Raw genomic sequence first — 18,576 nt, 5'->3', positions numbered from 1 at the left:
GAGCTGCCCTATTCGCTCGCGATACTGAGCTGCAGCTGAAGCGCATCCAGATCCGGATGCCCCGGATCCACGTCGCTCGCTCGGGTCAGCCAGCCGCCCGCGTCTTCCAGCCGTCCCGCATCAATCGCCACGCGCGCCGCATCACGCAGCGCGGCCCCAAGATCCGCGCGCAAAAGCGGCAGATTGGGATTGGCCGGATTGGTCTGCTCGGCGTCGAGAAACGACGCCAAGGCCACCTCTAGCTCCCCGGCACCCAGCTGGCCGCGCACCCGACCGGCCAGCAGCTCCGAGACTCGGCTCAGCCCCTGCTGCGCCTCTCCGTTGCCCGGCTCGATCCGAAGCACCGCTTTGTAGGAATCGAAAGCTGAAGACCCGGGCGGCTGCATGAGCGACCCCTCATCCAGCGCGGTGCGAGCCTGCGCTAGCAGCCCATCCACCTGCTGACGCTGAGAGTCGCTGACCCCCTGATTGCGCTCGTTCTGCTCCCGGTAAATCGCCAGCCGGCGCTTGGCCCGGCCCAGCCCCGCCTGGGCCGGGTTCAGATCTTCAATATAGCCGATCATGGTTTCCGCCTCATCGAGTCGATCGTCTTCGAGCGCCTGCTCGGTCAGCACCATGTAGCGACGAGCCACCCGCTCGAGGCCGTCGCGCGCCGCCTCGTTGGTCGGGTCCGCGCGCAGCACGCCGCGAAACCGGTTGCTGGCATTTTCGCCGGGCGGCTCGTTCAGCTGATCACGCGCCAAAAAGGCTTCACCCTCCTGCAGCATCTGGGTGATGCGCTGCTGCCGCACCTCCTCGGCGCGCTGCCGGTTCTCCGCCTCGCTGCGCAGACCGTCGAGCTGCTGGCGGGCATTGTTCAAAGCGACGGCATCCTCCGACACCAACACCAGCTGCTGGAGCGCCTGATCCGCGGCGCTGATATCCCTCGCGGTGATCGCCGCCGCAAGATCCTGGCTGAGGCGATCGTTGATGATGGCTCGACCCGCCAGCGCGTCCGCCTGCTGCGGATCGATCTCAAGCACCTGATCAAAGGCGCTCAGGGCGCTGCCGCTCGCGGGCCGCACGAGCCGACCCGCCCGCAGGTGTACCTGGGCCTGCTCCAGCAAGCCGGCGATCTCGGAAGATCGATCGACGACGGGCGCTGGCTCCGGCTCAGCCGGCGGGCGATCAGGCTCAGCTAACCGCGCCGTAATTTCTACGACCCGGGGCAGGTCGGGTGATAGCTCGCGGGCACGCGAAAGCAAGAGCTCAGCCTGGCTGGGGTTGCCGTCCACCAGCGCCTGCTCAGCGTCATCACACAGCGACAGCGCCACCAGCTCTAAACCCGCCAAAGCCCGGCGATTGGTGGGATCGGCCTCCAAAACCCGCTGGTAGAGCACGTTGGCAAAATCGCTCGATTCGCCGTACCAACGGCCGAAGTCACCCGCCTGCTCTGCCTGTGCCAGCCATCGATTGACGTCCTGATTCGGCAGCAACGCCAGCAGCCGATCCTGCTGCCAGAAACCCACCCCGCCGATGCCGGCCAGGAGAACCAGAATCACCACCCAGCGCCCGGCGCCTCCCTTTTTCTGCCTGTCCGAACCCGCGGCCGCCTGCGCCGGGTTGTACTGAGGGTGGCTGACGGTTCGGTCGAAGCTGCTGAGATCATCCATCGAGCCCAGCCGCGGTTCCTGGCGCACGCTCCCGTCCGGACGGGGCGTGGCCGAGAGCGGAGTGCCTGGCGCCGGCGGACTCTGGGGCGCCGGCGTATCGGCTTGCACCGGCTCCGGCTTCTCGCCGACCGTCGGCGTTGGCATAGCGCGGGTCTCATCCAGGGGCGTCAGCTCCGGCAGCGGCCCGGCTGACGGTGGATTGCTGATCCGCGTCTCCCGGTTGGATCCGGCCACTCCCGGGACTACCGGGACCTCGCCGCTGAGCAGCCGCTGCTCGAGATTCTGCAGATCGACCACCGCCTCACCGCCGGACTGATAACGATCGTCCGGATGTTTGGCCAGGAAACGTTCCAGCACTGGCTGGATGTAGTGCAGCTTATCGGGGAGCCGGGGAACCGGCTCGGTGACGTGCTGGATGCCGACGGCCACGGAGTCGCTGCCCTCAAACGGCACCCGCCCCATGAGCATCTCGTAAAACACAATGCCGAGCCCGTACAGGTCCGAACGACCGTCTAGGTCTTTACCTCGCGCCTGCTCCGGACTCATGTACTGCGGCGTGCCGACGACGGCGCCGGTCTTGGTCATCTGCGTCGCCGAATTGACCGCCCGGGCGATCCCAAAGTCGGTCAGCACCGCGCTGCCGTCCTCGCGGAACAGGATGTTCTCCGGCTTAACGTCGCGATGCACAAACCCTTTGCTGTGCGCGTAATGCAAAGCGCTGGCGATTTCCCGCACCACGCGAACGGTGCTGACCAGCTGGATATTGTCGCCGCAGCGAACCGCCAGATCGCCACCCGACAAGTACTCCATGGCGATGTAGTGCTGCTCGTCGTAAACACCGACATCGTGCACGGCAACAATATTCGGGTGATAGAGATTAGCGGCGATCTTCGCCTCGCGCATGAACCGCTCGCTGAAGCTTGTGTCGACCAACAAAACCCGCGACATCACCTTGAGCGCAACCCGCCGCTCAACCGATTCCTGGACCGCCGAGTAAACCACGGCCATACCGCCGCGTCCGAGCTCTCGCTCCACGGAATAGCCGGGAATAGCTACTGATTGACCTGAATCCATTGAATCGTTGCGGCTCGGGGCTCCGGCTGGTGGCCCGCGCTCATCAGCCATGCCCCTTATGTTTGTTAGTGGTCAGAATAGTAAGGCAATTTGGGTGCAAAAGCCCCATTTCGCGGTGAATGATTGTGATACCTGAACCGTCTTGATCCTTCCTGCAAACCTTGGCCCCAGCACGGCCAGACGGCGCCGGTTACGTCAACTCATCCGGTACGCACGGCGCTGGTCACGTTGGGCAGCGCCACCAGACGGTTGAGTAGGTCGTTGAGATGATCAAAGTCGGTGACCTGCACGAGCATACGGATCTCGGCTTCGCCCCGAGCTGCGTCGACCTGGGTATGAAAACTGAGCATTTCGCTGCGCAGATTGGACGTGAGCTGGCCAATGTCCCGCACCAGGTTCTTGCGGTCATAAGCGTGCAGCAGCACCTCTGCCTGATATTTGCCTTTGGTGTCGCCGCCCCACGCAACCTCCAGCATTCTCGCCGGATCGTTGCGAATCAGCCGATCCACATTTTTGCAGTCCCGTCGGTGGATACTCACGCCGCGAGTTTTGGTGACAAAGCCGATGATCGGATCACCCGGCAATGGGGAACAGCACTTGGCGATCACCGTCAGCAGCTGCCCCACGCCTTCGATGATCAGGTCGTCGTCGTTGCGAGGCTTCTTCTGCGGCGCGCGCACCAGCGGCAGCGCCTCTTCGTCGCTGCGGCTGAAGTCCTCGAGCGCCGCCGCCACCTGGCCGACGGTCACCTCGCTGATCGCCACCGCCACGTATAGCCCGTCCAAATCCTTGAAGTTGAAGCGCTCAACCAACGGCTGCAGGTCTTTACCCGGCAGCCCCAGGCGCTTCAGCTCCTTGTCCAGAATCTCGCGGCCCTCCGCCAGGTTCCGATCGCGGTCTTTCTGACGAAACCACTGGCGGACCTTGGACCGCGACCGGGCGCTCGCAAGATATCCCAGACGGGGCACCAGCCAATCCCGGCTGGGGTCCTCCTGTTTGCTGGTGAGGATCTCGACCTGCTCGCCGTTATGAAGCTGAAAGGTGAGCGGCACAATTCGGCCGTTCACCTTCGCGCCTTTGCACCGGTTTCCGACGGAGGTATGGACCTGGTAGGCAAAATCGAGCACCGTGCTGCCGCGCTTCATGTCCAGCACTTTGCCCTTGGGCGTGAGCACATAAACACGGTCCTCGTCGCCGTCAGGGCCAAACTCGTCGAGGACCGTCGCCTCATCACCGCCTTCCAGCAGCTGACGCATCCAGTTGAGCTTGCGCTGGTAACCGGGGTCGTGCTCCCCGCCCTCCTTGTAGCGCCAGTGCGCCGCCACGCCAAGCTCCGCATGCTGGTGCATCGCCTGGGTGCGGATTTGGATCTCGACGGTTTTGCCCTCTGGACCAAAGACCGCGGTATGCAGTGACTGGTAGTTGTTGCCTTTGGGGTTGGCAACATAGTCGTCAAATTCCCCGGGCACCGGACGCCAGAGCGTGTGTACGATCCCCAGCGCCGAGTAACATTGCGCAACGTCGTCTACGAGCACCCGAACCGCGCGGATGTCGTGGAGCTGCGCGAACGCAAGTCCTTTGCGCTGCATCTTTTTCCAGATGCTGAAGATGTGTTTTGGCCGCCCGACGACCTCCGCCTCAATACCCACGCCGGCGAGCTCGGTCTTGACCTGATCGATGAATCGGCGGATATAGCGCTCGCGATCCATGCGCCGTTCCGACAGCAAACCCGCGATTCGCCGATACAGCTGCGGCTCGAGAAACCGGAAAACCAGATCCTCCAGCTCCCATTTGAGCTGCCAGATTCCGAGCCGGTTCGCCAGCGGCGCGTAGATCGCTTTGACCAATGACGCGGCGCTGCGCTGTTCCGCCTCGGTGGCAGAGGTCAGCTGCCTCAGGCCCACCAGGCGCTGCACCAGCACAACCAGCACCACGCGAACGTCCTTCACCATCGCCATGAGGAGCCGCCGGAGGCCCTCGTCAGCGCCGGCATCGGGGTCGAAAGAGTCTTCGAGGCGATCGATCTGCAGAATCTGACGGGTCAGAGGAAACCGAGCGGTGCGTTCGCCCTCGCGATGGACAAAGTAGTCACAGTACACCGCCAGGCAGTATGGGTCGACCTCAAGATCCCCAAGCGTCAGCAGCGCAGGCAGCAGCTGTTCGCGCGCCGCTTCGTCACCCAGCAGCGGCGAAATCACCGCATCCAGGTCCTCCAGGGCGCTCGCATGATGGGCCTGCTGATAGTAGTCCCACCAGTTGGCCAGATTGCGGTATTGGGGCTTTTGACGCTGCATGTCAGCCGCCTATTGTAGAAAACAAATGGGGGTCAGGAAAAAGGCGGCACCGCCAGAGACCCGCGCCGCCTGCCGGGCGGTCAGCCCGGCATCAAAACAGGAAAAGCCAAAAAGGGGTCAGGTTAACTTTCTGCAGAAAGTTAACCTGACCCCTTTTTGAAGCCGAATCAGGGCGTCTGAACGGTGAAGGTCAGCTCCTGCGGCGTTGAGGTTTCGTTCGGCGAGCCGTTGTCGGTCACGGTGATCTGCAGCGTGGCGCTACCTGCGACCGCCGGACTGGCAAGTACATAGGCCAGCTGGCCGTTATCGTCGGCCGAAGGCGCACCATTCAGCACGCCGGAAGGATCGCTCAGGACGGTGACAACCACGCCGTTCGAGATCAGCGCGTCGATCGAGCCCTCGTTTTCACCGAGCACCGCGTCACCCGCCACCTGCACCAGGTTGGGGATGAACTGGATGCCGCCAGCGTCGTTCACCGTCAGCTCCGGCGGGTCGCCGGCCGTAAAGCTAATCACGTTGCCGTCAGCTTCGATAGTCGCGGCATCAGAGAACACGACGGTGGGCGGATCGTTCACGTTGTCCACGGTCAGCGACACGATGCCGGGCGCCGAGTCGACCGTATCGGTGGCCACCACCGACAGATCGACGATGCCAAAGGCGTTCGGCTGAGTGGTGACCGTAATCTGTATGTTGTTGAGATCTGCGTCGTCCACGACGATGTCGCCGTCAGCCACAAGGCTCTGGTCGGATGAGGTCACGCTGATGGTGACCGCATCGTTTTCCGGATCTGACGCGGCAACAAAGAATCCTCCGCCTGAGAGCGTCTCGTCCACCGACTCTTCGGGAATCGTGTTCGGCGCCCCGGTCACGGAGACTACCGGCGGTGAGTTGTCGACCAGAATGTCGAAGCTAAACACCGTCTCGTTGTTTTCCGCCTGGTCGTCGGTGACGGTGATGCTGACCGTCGCGGTGCCGCTGTCGCCGTTCAGGCCGTAATCGAGGTCCCAGGTCCCGCCAACCCGTTCGATCAGGCTCGGCTCGAAAGACGCCCCGATGAACAGTGACGGATCGCTCGGCGCACCGATGCTGACCGACGTGAGCTGACCTGCCTCATCAGCCGGTCCGGGTGAAACCGCGACGACCCAATCCGCGAAGGTTGCGTTGAAGGCCCCGACGCTGGCGGGGTAGCTTTGATCAGCGCAGTCCGTTGAAGACGTCTGGTCGCAGTTCGGGCCGGCGAAAATTGGATCGCCGCCGTTGTAATCAAAGCCGCCGAGCACCGTGATTGTCGGCGGATCGTTCACCGCGTCAACGGTGATGCTCAGATCGACGTTGCCGATACCACCGAGATCGTCGGTAATCGAAACGCGAACGGTGGCGGAGCCGTTGGCGTCAGCCACGGTGGCCACCTGAAGTCCGGTGACCGTAATCGTGTCGGTGCCGACACCGGTGAAGGTCGGGTCGCCGACCACCGTCAGGATGTTGGTATTGAGCGAGGTGGCGCTGACCGCGGCGATGGTGCCGTCAGAGTCGGTCACCTCGATCGCATAACCTTCGCCGTTGTTGCAGCCGGCGGCCGCGACGTCGGTGGTGCCGGAGTCTTCGTCGATGGTGCAGCTGCCGGTGGCTGTGCCTGCCGGAAGCTCGTTATCACGAACGTCAAATTCCCAGCTGGCGATGTTGTCGCTTGGATCGTTCTCGCCGTTGCCGTCGAGCTCCGCCACGGACGCCGTCACCTGGAGGGTCTCGCCCGCGTTTCCAGCGGTCAGTGGCCGATCGACGTTGATCACTGCCGTCGCGCCCGGGTCGAGCGTACCCACGTTAACGTCAACGTAACCGGAGCCGTCGGCACACGTGGCGCCGGAGGTACAGCTCCACGTCCCCGAGCCCAAGCGGGTTGGCTTACCCGACTGGGTGCCGCCGGTGGGGTAGAAGTCTCGTACGACTACGTTGGTCGCTGGATTGTCGCCGCAGTTGGTGACCACGAGCTCGTAAACGGCATTCTGGAGGGTGGTGGTGTTCGGGTTTTCGACCAGGCGCAGATCGATCTCCAGATCGGTGCTGGCCGGGCCTCCGATTGGGCTTCCGCCGTCCTCAAAGCCGTCGACAAAGAAAATGTCTGCCGGAGAGCAGGTGCTGGCTGGCGTCTCTGGCGTTACCACCTGGGCCAACGCCGGAAAAGCCAGACAAACTGGGTTTCCGTCGGTCATCGCGCGCAGCGTCGGTTGGGCCGAGCCGCTGCCACCAAAGGGCCGGTAGTCGAGAGACTGGAACCCCTGGTAGTTGGTGGTGATCAGGTTGGTGTCGGTCACCGACAGCCGCACGCCGCCCTGACCGGGACCCTGCAGGCACAGCACGTCTTCCGTGAGGCCCAGAGAAATGGTTGCCGGTGCAGCAAACACGTCGTAGCCGATGCCGTCCGAAACTCCAAGATCGCTCGGGGGCTGGCCCAACACGTCGAGTTCTACGTTTAGCCCGGAAGCTGAGCCTTTGGTGCTCACTGCGGAGACTAGCCCCGGCGAAGCCTGCGGAACAACGCACAGCGGGAACATCTCGCCGACAATCACCGGCGTGACTTCAATCCGCTTTTCGTTCTTGCCGGCGACCCGGAACCGTTCCACCGGATACCGGACGCCATCGAGAATCAGCGTTTGGTCACTCTGCTTACCGGAGCTGATTCCGCAGCGGCGTGCGCCACCCTGGCTGGTCACCCGCAGCTCGCCGGTCCGGGCATCAAAACGCCATTCTTTAATAGCGATCGCCTGGACGATACTGCCTGAATCGTTCCTGGCCAGGCGCAGCGAACCGCCCGTTTCAGCGTGTGCCGCCGGCACCGCGAGAACCGCGGCCAGCAGCCCTGAAGTAAGAATGGCAGCACGACCTGTCCCCAGGGCGCCGCTGCTGCCAATCCGGTCAAATAAGCTCATAAAATGCTCTCGAGCACGGTCATGTCCGCGCTTCATATAATCGATTGTGTGCCGGCACCGAGCCTGGCCCTCGGCCATAACATCGGGTGCCCTCCCGCCAATAAACCAACCTGTTGCCTGGTTCGTTGCGCCGCACGGTGTCCCCCGGCTCTGGCTTAGGGCCTAGGCGGTTGGCCCACTTACTTAAAGTAGTTTAACAAATGCTGCCCCAAAACTACGGGACGTAGGTCCAAAATTTCGCACAGGCTAACAAACAAACATTAGCTCGGCGTTAAATTTACGTTCTCAATCCGCGTTGCAAAAAACCCTGTTTGTCGCTCAGAATGCCCCCGGCCGTTGCCGAAAACTATCTGGACATCCGTATGCATCGATTTGCCCGCTTCTTGATCTTCGCCACAGGCGCTCACCTTTTTGTCGCGAGCGCCGCATTGGCGCAGTCGACCCTCGAGGAACGCATGACCGGCCAGGAGTTCGAGCAGGCAGGCCTCGATAAGCTTAGCCCTGCGGAACTAGAGTTTTTAAACCAATGGCTAAAAGACGACCGGCCCCCGGCGTCTCCCCCAAAGGCCGCAAACGCACCCGCTGCCGGCGCGCCGGCGTCGACAGGGGGCGCCACCACCCCCGCGCCAGCGGTGGCGGCGCGAGAGTCTGCCACTATTGACCAGCGAGGTCTACGGCCCAAAGAATCTTCCCGCACGCCCATCGAGGCCCGAATCGACGGTAAATTCACCGGCTGGTCCGGTCGAACGCGCTTCAAGCTCGACAACGGCATGGTCTGGCAGCAGGTTGGATCAGGCGAGGTACGCGCCAGCTCTGACAGCCCCAAGGTCACCATCGAACCGAAATCGTTGGGATCGTGGAAGCTGTACGTCGAGGGTGTCGGCCGGTCCGTAAAGGTCAAACGCATTAAATAGCGTGGCCGGTCCCGGCGACTCGAGGCCGGAATTTAGCTCCCAAGGCGAACAATGCGGGGCGTCAGCCACCCCAGCAGCAGCCCCCGCACGGCAAAAAACACCATAAACGCCGCCCACAGCCCATGGTTTCCCCATCCTTGAAGGAACCACCAGGCCGGCAAAAAAGCGACAAACGTTGAGACCAGCATCGTGTTGCGCATGTCGCGCCCGCGCGTCGCGCCGATGAATATCCCATCGAGCCAGAAACTCCACACCGACACGAGCGGCGACAGGATCATCCAGGGCAGAAAGCGGGCGGTTGCTGCCCGCACGGACTCAATGTCGGTCATCAGCGAGACGATCCACTGCCCTGACAGCAGATAAAGGAGCGCCATGGCTGAAGCAAACCACAGCGACCACCAGCCGCTGAGCCGGATAGCCTCCACGATGTGCTTGCGTCGCCCTACGCCGATGCCCCGACCGACCAGTGCTTCCGCCGCGTGGGCGAAACCGTCCAGGCCGTAGGCCATGAAGCTCTGCAGGTTCAGCAAGATGGCGTTGGCCGCCAGCACAATCTCACCCTGCTGCGCGCCCTGGCGGGTGAAAAAGGCGAAAGTAAAGATCAGGCAAAGCGTCCGCAGCATAATGTCGCCGTTGACGCGCAGCAGTGCGCGCAACTCATCGCGGTTGAATATCCGAGAACGCTCGCGCCAGGCCAGCCCCAGCATTCGGCGTCGTGCAACCAGCACCAGGCCGAGCCCCACCGCGAGATACTCGCCCAGCAGCGACGCCCAGGCGACACCCGCTACGCCAAGGTCCATCCCCACGACGAAGATCAGATCAAAGACGATGTTGACGACGTTGGCCGTGAGCATGACGAGCAGCGGCGAGCGGGCGTCCTGACAGCCCAGAAACCACCCGACCAGCGCGTAGGTAAGCAGGGTTGCCGGTGCCGCCCAGATTCGGATGGCGAAATAGGTCCGAGCGCCGGCGGCGACCTCAGGCGGCGGCGCAATCAGCCCGACTGCAATCTCCCGGATAAAAAACTGCGCCGCGATGATCAGCGCCGCGATGACCAGCGCGAGCAGCCCAGCCTGGGCCAGCAGGACGGTCACGCGAATTTTGTCCTGCTTGCCATAGGCCTGCGCCACAAAACCGGTGGTGCCCATGCGCAGGAACCCGAAGCCCCAGAACACAAAGCTAAAGATGGTGGCGCCAACCGCCACCGCCCCGAGGTGGTGCGCCTCGGGCAGATGCCCGACGACCGCGGTATCGACCATGCCGAGCAGCGGGATAGACACGTTGGATAAGATCATCGGCCAGGCGAGGTTGAGCACCTGTCGATGATTAGGCGGAGCGATAGGGGAACGATCGGTCATGACAAGACTTGTGAGTTTGCCGACGGCCTGCGTCAGGCCGGGGCCAAGACCTTCGTCCAGGCGCTCTTGAGGCGCTTCGCTGAAACCGGTTGGGCGGTTTTGAGCGGCTGGGAGAAAAGCGAAATTCGGTATTCCTCCAGCAGCCAGTGAAACTCGTCAAGCGCGGCGGGATAGCCGTCCTCAATAGCGCAGCGCTGGATGTAGTCGTCCCAAAATCCGCTGATCTGCGACAGATGCCGCCGATCCTTCAGCGGATCTTTCTCCAGCCGCTCGAGCCTCAGCGAGATACCGTCCAGATAGCGCGGGTAGTGCGTGAGGCGCCCGTAGGTCACCTCCGTCAGGAAGCCCGGATAAATCAGATATTCGAGCTGCTGGTGCACGTCGGCGACCGCGCTGGGCGAGATTTTTTCCAGCTCATCGTTGAGCTGATGCCTGATCTGATGAAATCGCTTGAGCACTTCTGCAACTAGCGTCGAAAGCTCGGTACCAGCGCGTACCACCTGAGAACGCGCTCGAGCTGCCAACGTTTCAAACGCTGCTTCGCTGCGCGGCGGGGCTTCACCTTCGTCGACCAGCGCCATGGAAACGGCATACAAGATGTCGTGCTCCAGCTCTTTGGCGGAGCCAACGCCGGCATACTGCAGATAGTTCTCCGGAGTCAGCGCCAGATGCCGACCCAGGTATTTGAAACGGTCCGCCAGACTCAGCACCAGCAGGCGGCGCAGCCCGTACCGATGGTGTTCGCGTGCCTCAACCTCACCGTCAAAGACCCGAACGCCCACCGCGTCGCCCTGATCCACCAGCGCAGGGTAGGCCGTGATGTCGCCCGGCAGTTCGGTCGTCTCAGGGATCGATCCGAAGCGCCATTCGCGGGCGCCGTCGTGACGCAGCGTCGCTTCGCTCAGACGTAGAAACTGCTCGCGCCCCTGCTCTTCCCAGCGGCGCGTGATGGCGCTGAGGCTGCGACCCTCGTCCAACACCTCCTTCCCGTCGAGCAGACGGACATTCATGCGCAGCCAGGGTTCGAGATTGGCTTCATCAAACTGCGCAGCACTGAATTCCTGCCCCGTTTCCCGGGTAAGGAACGTCGCCAAGGCCGTGCGCAGTGACCCATGCCGATCCTCGTCGGTGGGACTTTCAAGGAACTTCCGGGCGTAGTCCGGCGCTGGCACAACGCGCCGGCGAAGCGCTTTGGGCAGACTCTTGAGCAACGCGGTGACCTTATCCGCCAGATAGCCGGGGACCAGCCACTCCAGCGGCTCCGCCGCGGGCAGATTGACGAGCGCCAGCGGCAGCTCAAGCGTGACGCCATCGTCGTCCGCCGCTGGATCGAACCGATATTTCAAGGGAAAGCTCGCGCCTGCAAGTTCAAGGCTGTCTGGCCAGTCGTCAGCCAGCGGCACCGGCTGGCTGGTCGATACGTCAGCTTCAGCCAGGAACAAGCAGCGGGGATCAGCCTGCTCGGCCTCACCGCGCCATTTCTCAAACTGCTTCGCACTGTGAATATGACCAGGAACGCGTGCGCCAAACACCTCAGCCAGAGCTTCATCATCCACCCGCAGGTCGGCCCGGCGCATGCGCTGCTCGAGCGATTCGAGCTGCGCCAATAGCCTTCGATTAGCCTCAGCAAACTTCCCTCGCGTATTAAGTTCTCCGCGAGCGAGCGCCTCCAGTAGAAACACCCGGTGGGCCTCAGCCGTCTCGTGCGGCCCGAAATGCACCCGGCGCTTTCCGACCAGAACGAGTCCATAGAGACTGACCTGCTCATACCCCAGCACCCTGCCCTGTCGTCGAGACCAGTAGGGATCAAAGAAGCGTCGTTTGATCAGGTGCGCGCCCGCCTGTTCGATCCAGGCCGGCTCAACCGAGGCGTTGAGCCTGGCGTAAAGTCGGGTGGTTTCGACCAGAAAAGCGCTGACCATCCACCGCGGCCCGCGCTTGAAAAGACCGGAGCCCGGAAAGATGTCGTAGCGACGATCGCGCGCGCCGAGGTAGCCCTTCTCGTCTTTGACGCCGACATGCCCCAGAAATGCGCTGAGCAGCGCTTTGTGAACCCGATCGCTGCGTTCCTTCTCCGCCGCCGCGACCTCTCGCTCCGTACCCTCTGGCGGAGCCAGCCGCCCGGGTTTGGACACGCCCGCAACGTCAGCCAGCTGGCGCGTCAGGTCGTGCCACTCACGCAAGCGCAGGTAGCTCAAGAAATGGTCACGTGCCCAGCTACGCTGCTGACGCTGGGATTGATCCGCCCGCACGCCCAGCCACTCTTGCCACAGCCGCAGGACGCCCCCGAAGTCGGACTGGGTATCCTGCCAGCGGGCCTGCTGCTGATCAGCCGCCTGCTGGGCGTCCAACGGTCGTTCGCGCGGGTCCGGCAGCGACAAAAAGGCGGCGAGCACCATCGCATCGTCGAGACAGCCGAGCTTCTCACCCGCAAGCACGAGCCTCGCCAATCGAACGTCCAGCGGCCAGCGCGCCATCTTGCGGCCCAGCGCCGTGAGCTTCTGCCCGGCGTCGATCGCGTTGAGTTCCGTCAGCAGATGGTAGCCATCGCGGATAAAGGCCGCGGAGGGTGGATCCAGGAACGGGTAGTCTTCCACCTGACCCAGCTTGAGCAGCTCCATTTGAAGAATGACGGAAGCCAGGTTGGTGCGCAGGATTTCCGGCTGGGTGTAGCGCTCGCGAGCGTCAAAATCGTCTTCGGCGAAAAGCCGAATACAAACGCCGGGCCCGAGTCGACCGCAGCGCCCTGACCGCTGATTGGCGCTTGCCTGCGAGATGGGCTCGATCGGCAGGCGCTGCACCTTGCTGCGCTGACTGTAGCGAGAGATTCGGGCAAGCCCGGTGTCGATCACAAAGCGGATGCGCGGCACGGTCAGCGAGGTTTCGGCGACGTTGGTGCTCAGCACAATGCGGCGTGCTGCTCCGGGGCGAAAGATTTTCTGCTGGTCTTTGCGCGACAGCCGGGCGTAGAGCGGCAGGATCTCGGTGTTCCGGAGCTGGGCTTTGCTGAGGGCATCCGCCGCCTCGCGGATGTCGCGCTCGCCGGACAGGAATACCAGCGCGTCGCCGCGAGGGTCCACCTGGCTGAGTTCAGCCACCGCCTGAACGATCGCATCGGGCAGGCTGATACTTTCGCCCGACTCGTCCAGCAGCGGCCTGTATCGCATCTCGACCGGGTAGCTGCGGCCAGAAACCTCGATCACCGGCGCATCATCAAAGTGCGCCGAAAAGCGGGCGGTATCGATGGTCGCTGAGGTGATAATCAGCTTTAGATCGGGGCGCTTGGGCAGCAGGCGCTTGAGGTAGCCCAGCAAAAAATCGATGTTGAGGGAGCGCTCGTGCGCTTCGTCGATGATCAGCGTGTCGTACGCCATCAGCTGGCGGTCGCGCTCGGTTTCGCTCAGCAGGATGCCGTCGGTCATGACCTTAATGAGACTATCGGTGCCGACCTGCTGGTCGAAGCGCACCTGATAGCCCACGGCCTCACCCACGGTTACGTTGAGCTCCTCCGCCAGCCGGGCCGCGATGCTCCTGGCGGCAATTCGCCGAGGCTGCGTGCATCCGATCCATCCCACCCGGCCGCGCCCCGCCAGCCAGCAGGCCTTGGGGAGTTGGGTCGTTTTGCCGGAACCGGTTTCACCGGCGACCACCAGCACCTGGTGGTTTTGAAGCTGACGGCAGATTTCGTCGATATGCCCGCTGATGGGCAGCTGAGGATCAAACTCCACCCTTAGCGCCGCCGCATCGCGTGATTCCCGGGCCGCGCGGGATTCGGCGGCCATGGCCTCAAGCGCCGCCACGGCTCGGTCCACCGGCTTGCCTTCGCGGCGACGCCGCGCAATCAGTCGGACGCGCCGCTGCAGCTCCGGGACATCGCGATTCATCACCCCGCTAAGATCGAGTGCAGCCGAGGCGCCAGCGGTGTCGCTAGCTGCTGGGTCTGACGGCGGATTCTGGCGCTCGGGCTTGGTCATTTAATAGCAATACTCAATCGATATAATCATATCAATTGATTTGAACAATTGAATATCAATGCGTAACATAGCCGCATCGATTAAGGAGTACGAGCAATGAGCATCAACATCGGAATCAACGAATCAGACCGAGACAAGATCGCTGAAGGCCTGTCCCGACTGCTGGCGGATAGCTACACATTATATCTGAAGACGCACAACTTCCATTGGAACGTGACCGGGCCGATGTTTGCGACGCTGCACACGCTGTTTGAGACGCATTACACGGAGCTGGCAACCGCGGTCGATGAGATCGCCGAGCGGATTCGGGCGTTGGACGTAGCCGCGCCGGGTTCTTACAAGCAGTTTGCCGAGCTTTCGTCGATCGCCGAAGAAACCGGCGTTCCGAGTGCCGAAGAGATGATCGGGCAGCTCGTGGACGGGCAAGAGACGGTCGTGCGGACAGCACGCAGTGTTTTCGAGGCAGCCGACGAGGCTGGCGATGAGCCTACGGCAGACCTGCTGACCCAGCGGATGCAGGTGCATGAGAAAAACGCCTGGATGCTGCGCAGCCTGCTGGCCTGACGTCAGTCACACTGCTCAGGACCAACTTTGGGTCCGAGAGTCTTTCAGGGCTCTCGGACCTTTAACTATTTCTCATTGATTGCCTTAGCGAGTGCTCGCGTGACAACCATGGACCCCAACCTGCCGCTGGTGGACCTGCATCGCCACCTCGACGGTAACGTCCGGCTGACGACCATCCTCGAGCTGGCCAAGCAGCACGGCGTGCCGCTGCCGGCCGACAACGCCGCCGACCTTTTGCCTTACGTCCAGATCGACGGCAAGGAGCCCGGGCTGATGGCGTTTCTTGAACGGTTCAAATATCTCACCGCCATTTTGGTGGACCTCGAAGCGTGCCGTCGCATCGCTTATGAGAACGTCCTCGATATGCAACGCCACGGGATCGACTATGCGGAGCTGCGGTTCAGCCCGTGGTTTATGGCCGAGAGCCATCAGCTGGATCCGGCGAGTGTGGTGGCTGCGGTGGCGGACGGCGTCACGCAGGGCCGCGAAGAAACCGGCCTGCCCTGTCAGCTGATCGGCATCCTGAGTAGAACCTACGGGCCTGAGATCTGCCACCGCGAGCTCGACGCGCTCCTCGCCAACCGCCAGCACCTTATCGCCGTCGATCTCGCCGGCGACGAAGCCGGCTACCCGGCCCCGCTTTTTAAGGATCACTTCCGCAAGGTCGCGGACGCCGGCTTGGCGGTGACGGTTCACGCCGGTGAGGCGGACGGTGCGGCCAGCGTGTGGTCAGCGATCAGGGACCTTGGGGCGAGCCGAATCGGCCACGGCTTTCGGTCGCTGGAAGACCCTAAGCTCGTAGATTTCCTGGTGGAGCACGAAATCCCCTTGGAGGTATGTATCACCTCCAACCTGCACATCAGCGCGGTCGCGGACTATCCGTCACACCCCGTGACGCAGATGGCAGAGGCCGGCCTCAAGGTCACGCTGAACAGCGACGACCCGTCGATCAGTGGCATCGACCTGCCGCACGAAATCGAACAGGCGGCGCCCGCCGCCGGCATGAGCGAAGCGCAGATTCGCCAAGCGCGGCTCAACGCGGTCGACGCCGCGTTTCTCAGCGAAGCCGACAAGGCTGCCCTGCGAGCGAAGAAAGCGAACTGACACGACTGCTAACAGAGTACTCCATGCCGCAAACGGCCTGGTGACGCCTGAGCCGCTAGCCGACCAATCCCAAAAACACCAGTAAACCGATAAACAGCAGGCCAATATGCATTGGGTGTCTCCCTGGTGAATGTGTGCCTCTCACCGATGACAATGTGCACAGCGCAAATCCATTGGCCGCGCCTCTGTACAGCCAGCAGCGATTACATTATTATTCGCCGCCTTCCCTGGGGCCGTTAGCTCAGTTGGTAGAGCAGTGGACTTTTAATCCATTGGTCATAGGTTCGAATCCTATACGGCCCACCATTTTTCCGATATTTTTCAGTGCTTTAGCCCGGATTCCAATGGGGCGCATTGAGTCTCGTTTTCAAAACGTGCCAGATTTGTGCCACTGACGTTCGATGCATAGGCGGCTACGTGACTCGGAGCGAGATGGGCATACCGCAACACCATCTCAAAACTCGACCAGCCACCCAACTGCTGCAGCACCTCCAGAGGCGTTCCAGCCATCACGTGCCATGTTGCCCACGTATGCCGCAGATCGTGCCAGCGAAAGTTCTCCTGGTGCTTTCCCCGGTGCGGCTTTAACCCTTCCGCACGCAAGGCGTCGCGCCAAGCTTTCGTGTTGGCCCGCTTGACCGGCCTACACCGCCAAACAAACACGTTATCCGGGTGGCGTAGGTGCCAGTACCCAAGGACCCGAATAGCATCCTCATTTAGCGGCACCGAAAGAGCGCGTCTGGACTTGGACTCGATGGGCGAGACCCAGGCCACTTTTCGAGGAATATCGACACGCGACCACGTCAGTCCAGTGACGTTCCTCTCTCTTAGCCCCGTAGCCAGGGTGAATCGCATCATGTCTGCAATGTGCCGGTGGGGTTTAAGTCGTCGAAGCAGGCGGTCGGCCTGGGAACGGGTGAGCCATCGATATTCCTGACGGCTTCCCGGACCTTCCGAATGAAGCTTGATCACCGGCGGACGGTCCAGCCAGTCCCACTCGCCCGCCGCCTTGCGCAGGATCGAACGAACCAGAGCAAGGTAACGGTTGCAGTTTGCGCGTGTCGAACCGCCCTTGGGGCCATGGCCACCTTCGATGCGGTCGCGAATGGAGCGAAGCACATCCGGGCGGACCTCATCCAGCATCAGATGCCCCAGGTATGGATCGAGCCACTTCAACTTTGCAATGTCCTGCGCATGGGTTCGCTTGTGGGTCGTCTCCTTCAAAAAACGGATCACAGCTTCCTGCCATGACCTTCGGGGACGGTCCCCGAGCTTACAAACGCGCCATGAATCCGCCTTCAGTTTGTCGGCGTATTCCTGGGCTGCCTTTTTATCGGCAGTCCCAGTGCTGACGCGTATTCTTCGGTGATCCGGCGATGTGAACCGGACCCACCAGATGCCGCGTTTACCACGTTGGTAGATTTGCATGATTGCAGTCTCCTTCCTGATAGGTGCGGCGACCGCTCAGGACCAGTATAGCCCCGCACGTAGTTTAGGACGTCAGCCCGAAGGAAAACCCAGGATCGGCCGACGCGCCGACCTGGAAGTTCGCCATCGCGCGCTCGGCGTTTGACGGTTTCGGAGCAGCAGTGGAGCAGGCGTGCAGCTTCGGTCGTGCCGATCGTTGGCGTCTCGTCGAGGGCGTTATTATCGGCCAAGGTAAGTCGCCGTGATTTGCTCGCGGGAGTGGCCTAACTCGGTGCTAATCTGGAGCCGCGCTGCCTGGTCAGCAGCTTTTTCCTGAGCAGTGAGATCCCTCGACGATTTGCCGCCGGCAGCTGGCGCATCCCGCCCAGTAAGTTCTCGATAGCGGCGTTGCGCGTAACCGTGCCGCAGAGATCTCTCTAACAATTTCCTTTGTAGATACGTTGGACCTAAGAAAACGATGGACTTTGTCTCAAACGTACGTGGCACGCAACGACGAAGTAGTTAATATTTCGAGCGCCAGTTTCGATTGGGCAACCTTTAGGGACCTTCAGGACGCTGAGCGTGTGTTTCAAAGAAATGAGTCTGGCGCCAATGAGAGCCGTCCACTTGTCGGAAGTGACCTCGAGCTTCGCTTGGTTGCAGATCGGAGTTACACAGCATCAACTGAAAGTGAGATTCGCGCTGTCACACAAAGCATTCCCGTGACGATTCTAGTGTCGTCAAGTGATGGGGTTGAAGACGTTGAAATAGCCAATCGGACGAATGGGTCGGGTTTCAGGCAAACCATCTCGGATTCAAGAACTTACGTTCAGCGTGAAGCCGTAATCCGACTAGAAGATGGCTGGAACGAAGTGGTTGGCGTTGCTACATCTTCGTCATATTCGACCAGAACAGCTACTCTAAAAATCTACCGTGAAACAGGGTCAAGTTGGCTTGGCTTTGTAGGTATAGGCGTCGACTCCTATGCGGCGTATCCTGCCCTCGCCGGCGCGAGCACTGACGCTTACATTGTCGAGAAAGCGGTAGATAATTTCAGAATCGGCCCGGGCGTCAGCAATACCTTTATTGACGAACAAGCGACCAATGAGCTGGTAACCCTCGCGATCCACAATATGGTAAGAGCCGTAAGAGAAACGACAGGGATAGTGTAATCCCCCCAGATTTTAGTCGAGGTTTTGAGTAGAGACTTTTAAGATGATCGCAGAAGGAGTGAAGCATGAAGAAGTCTCGATTTTCCGACCGCCAGATTCTGGCCATTCTCAAGCAACACGAAGCCGGCGTGCCGGT

General features: G+C 61.7%; 11 protein-coding genes and 1 tRNA gene. 5 read left to right on the top strand and 7 right to left on the bottom strand.

From position 1 onward, the window contains the following. Nucleotides 1-8 precede the first annotated feature (8 nt). The 3 genes from AAF358_25750 to AAF358_25740 form a co-directional block, all read right to left on the bottom strand. A complete protein-coding gene (locus tag AAF358_25750) occupies nucleotides 9-2,726 on the bottom strand; it encodes a protein kinase (protein ID MEM7708979.1) in 2,718 nt (905 codons plus the stop codon). A gap of 200 nt (nucleotides 2,727-2,926) precedes the next feature. Further along, the gene (locus tag AAF358_25745; GenBank protein ID MEM7708978.1) at nucleotides 2,927-5,020 is read right to left on the bottom strand and encodes a bifunctional (p)ppGpp synthetase/guanosine-3',5'-bis(diphosphate) 3'-pyrophosphohydrolase; all 2,094 of its coding nucleotides are present in this window, start codon (nucleotides 5,018-5,020) and stop codon (nucleotides 2,927-2,929) included. A 167-nt stretch (nucleotides 5,021-5,187) separates the two neighbouring features. Continuing rightward, nucleotides 5,188-7,947, bottom strand: a complete 2,760-nt coding sequence (locus tag AAF358_25740) for a hypothetical protein (protein MEM7708977.1) — start codon at nucleotides 7,945-7,947, stop codon at nucleotides 5,188-5,190. A 362-nt stretch (nucleotides 7,948-8,309) separates the two neighbouring features. On the opposite strand from AAF358_25740, the gene AAF358_25735 reads away from it, so the two are divergent. Beyond that, complete coding sequence (locus AAF358_25735; protein ID MEM7708976.1) at nucleotides 8,310-8,861, top strand: hypothetical protein; 552 nt, start codon at nucleotides 8,310-8,312, stop codon at nucleotides 8,859-8,861. Nucleotides 8,862-8,893: 32 nt separating this feature from the next. Here the strand turns inward: AAF358_25735 and AAF358_25730 are convergent, their stop codons facing one another. Both AAF358_25730 and hrpA read right to left on the bottom strand, forming a co-directional pair. Then, the gene (locus AAF358_25730) at nucleotides 8,894-10,219 is read right to left on the bottom strand and encodes an MATE family efflux transporter (protein ID MEM7708975.1); all 1,326 of its coding nucleotides are present in this window, start codon (nucleotides 10,217-10,219) and stop codon (nucleotides 8,894-8,896) included. Between the two features lie 32 nt (nucleotides 10,220-10,251). After that, complete coding sequence (hrpA, locus tag AAF358_25725) at nucleotides 10,252-14,193, bottom strand: ATP-dependent RNA helicase HrpA (protein MEM7708974.1); 3,942 nt, start codon at nucleotides 14,191-14,193, stop codon at nucleotides 10,252-10,254. Nucleotides 14,194-14,289: 96 nt separating this feature from the next. Between hrpA and AAF358_25720 the strand changes: the two genes are divergently transcribed. From AAF358_25720 to AAF358_25710, 3 genes are all read left to right on the top strand, one after another. Further along, the gene (locus AAF358_25720) at nucleotides 14,290-14,757 is read left to right on the top strand and encodes a Dps family protein (protein MEM7708973.1); all 468 of its coding nucleotides are present in this window, start codon (nucleotides 14,290-14,292) and stop codon (nucleotides 14,755-14,757) included. Between the two features lie 108 nt (nucleotides 14,758-14,865). Beyond that, nucleotides 14,866-15,861 (top strand): adenosine deaminase, encoded by a 996-nt coding sequence (add, locus tag AAF358_25715; GenBank protein ID MEM7708972.1) that lies wholly within the window; start codon nucleotides 14,866-14,868, stop codon nucleotides 15,859-15,861. 230 nt (nucleotides 15,862-16,091) lie between these two features. After that, nucleotides 16,092-16,167, top strand: a tRNA-Lys gene (locus AAF358_25710). Between the two features lie 15 nt (nucleotides 16,168-16,182). Here the strand turns inward: AAF358_25710 and AAF358_25705 are convergent. Together AAF358_25705 and AAF358_25700 are read right to left on the bottom strand one after the other, a co-directional pair. Then, nucleotides 16,183-17,259, bottom strand: coding sequence for a site-specific integrase (locus AAF358_25705; protein MEM7708971.1), 1,077 nt, complete (start codon nucleotides 17,257-17,259; stop codon nucleotides 16,183-16,185). Next, complete coding sequence (locus tag AAF358_25700; protein ID MEM7708970.1) at nucleotides 17,160-17,519, bottom strand: helix-turn-helix domain-containing protein; 360 nt, start codon at nucleotides 17,517-17,519, stop codon at nucleotides 17,160-17,162. Before AAF358_25700 ends, AAF358_25705 begins: the two co-directional genes overlap by 100 nt. 249 nt (nucleotides 17,520-17,768) lie before the next feature. On the opposite strand from AAF358_25700, the gene AAF358_25695 reads away from it, so the two are divergent. After that, entirely contained in the window at nucleotides 17,769-18,440 is a 672-nt protein-coding gene (locus AAF358_25695; GenBank protein ID MEM7708969.1) for a hypothetical protein, read from the top strand. Nucleotides 18,441-18,576 lie beyond the last annotated feature (136 nt).

It is taken from the genome of Pseudomonadota bacterium (assembly GCA_039033415.1).
In the GTDB taxonomy this organism is placed as follows: domain Bacteria; phylum Pseudomonadota; class Gammaproteobacteria; order Xanthomonadales; family SZUA-38; genus JANQOZ01.
Note: the sequence above shows the minus strand (reverse complement) of the source record. Positions and strands in the feature narration are given on the sequence as shown.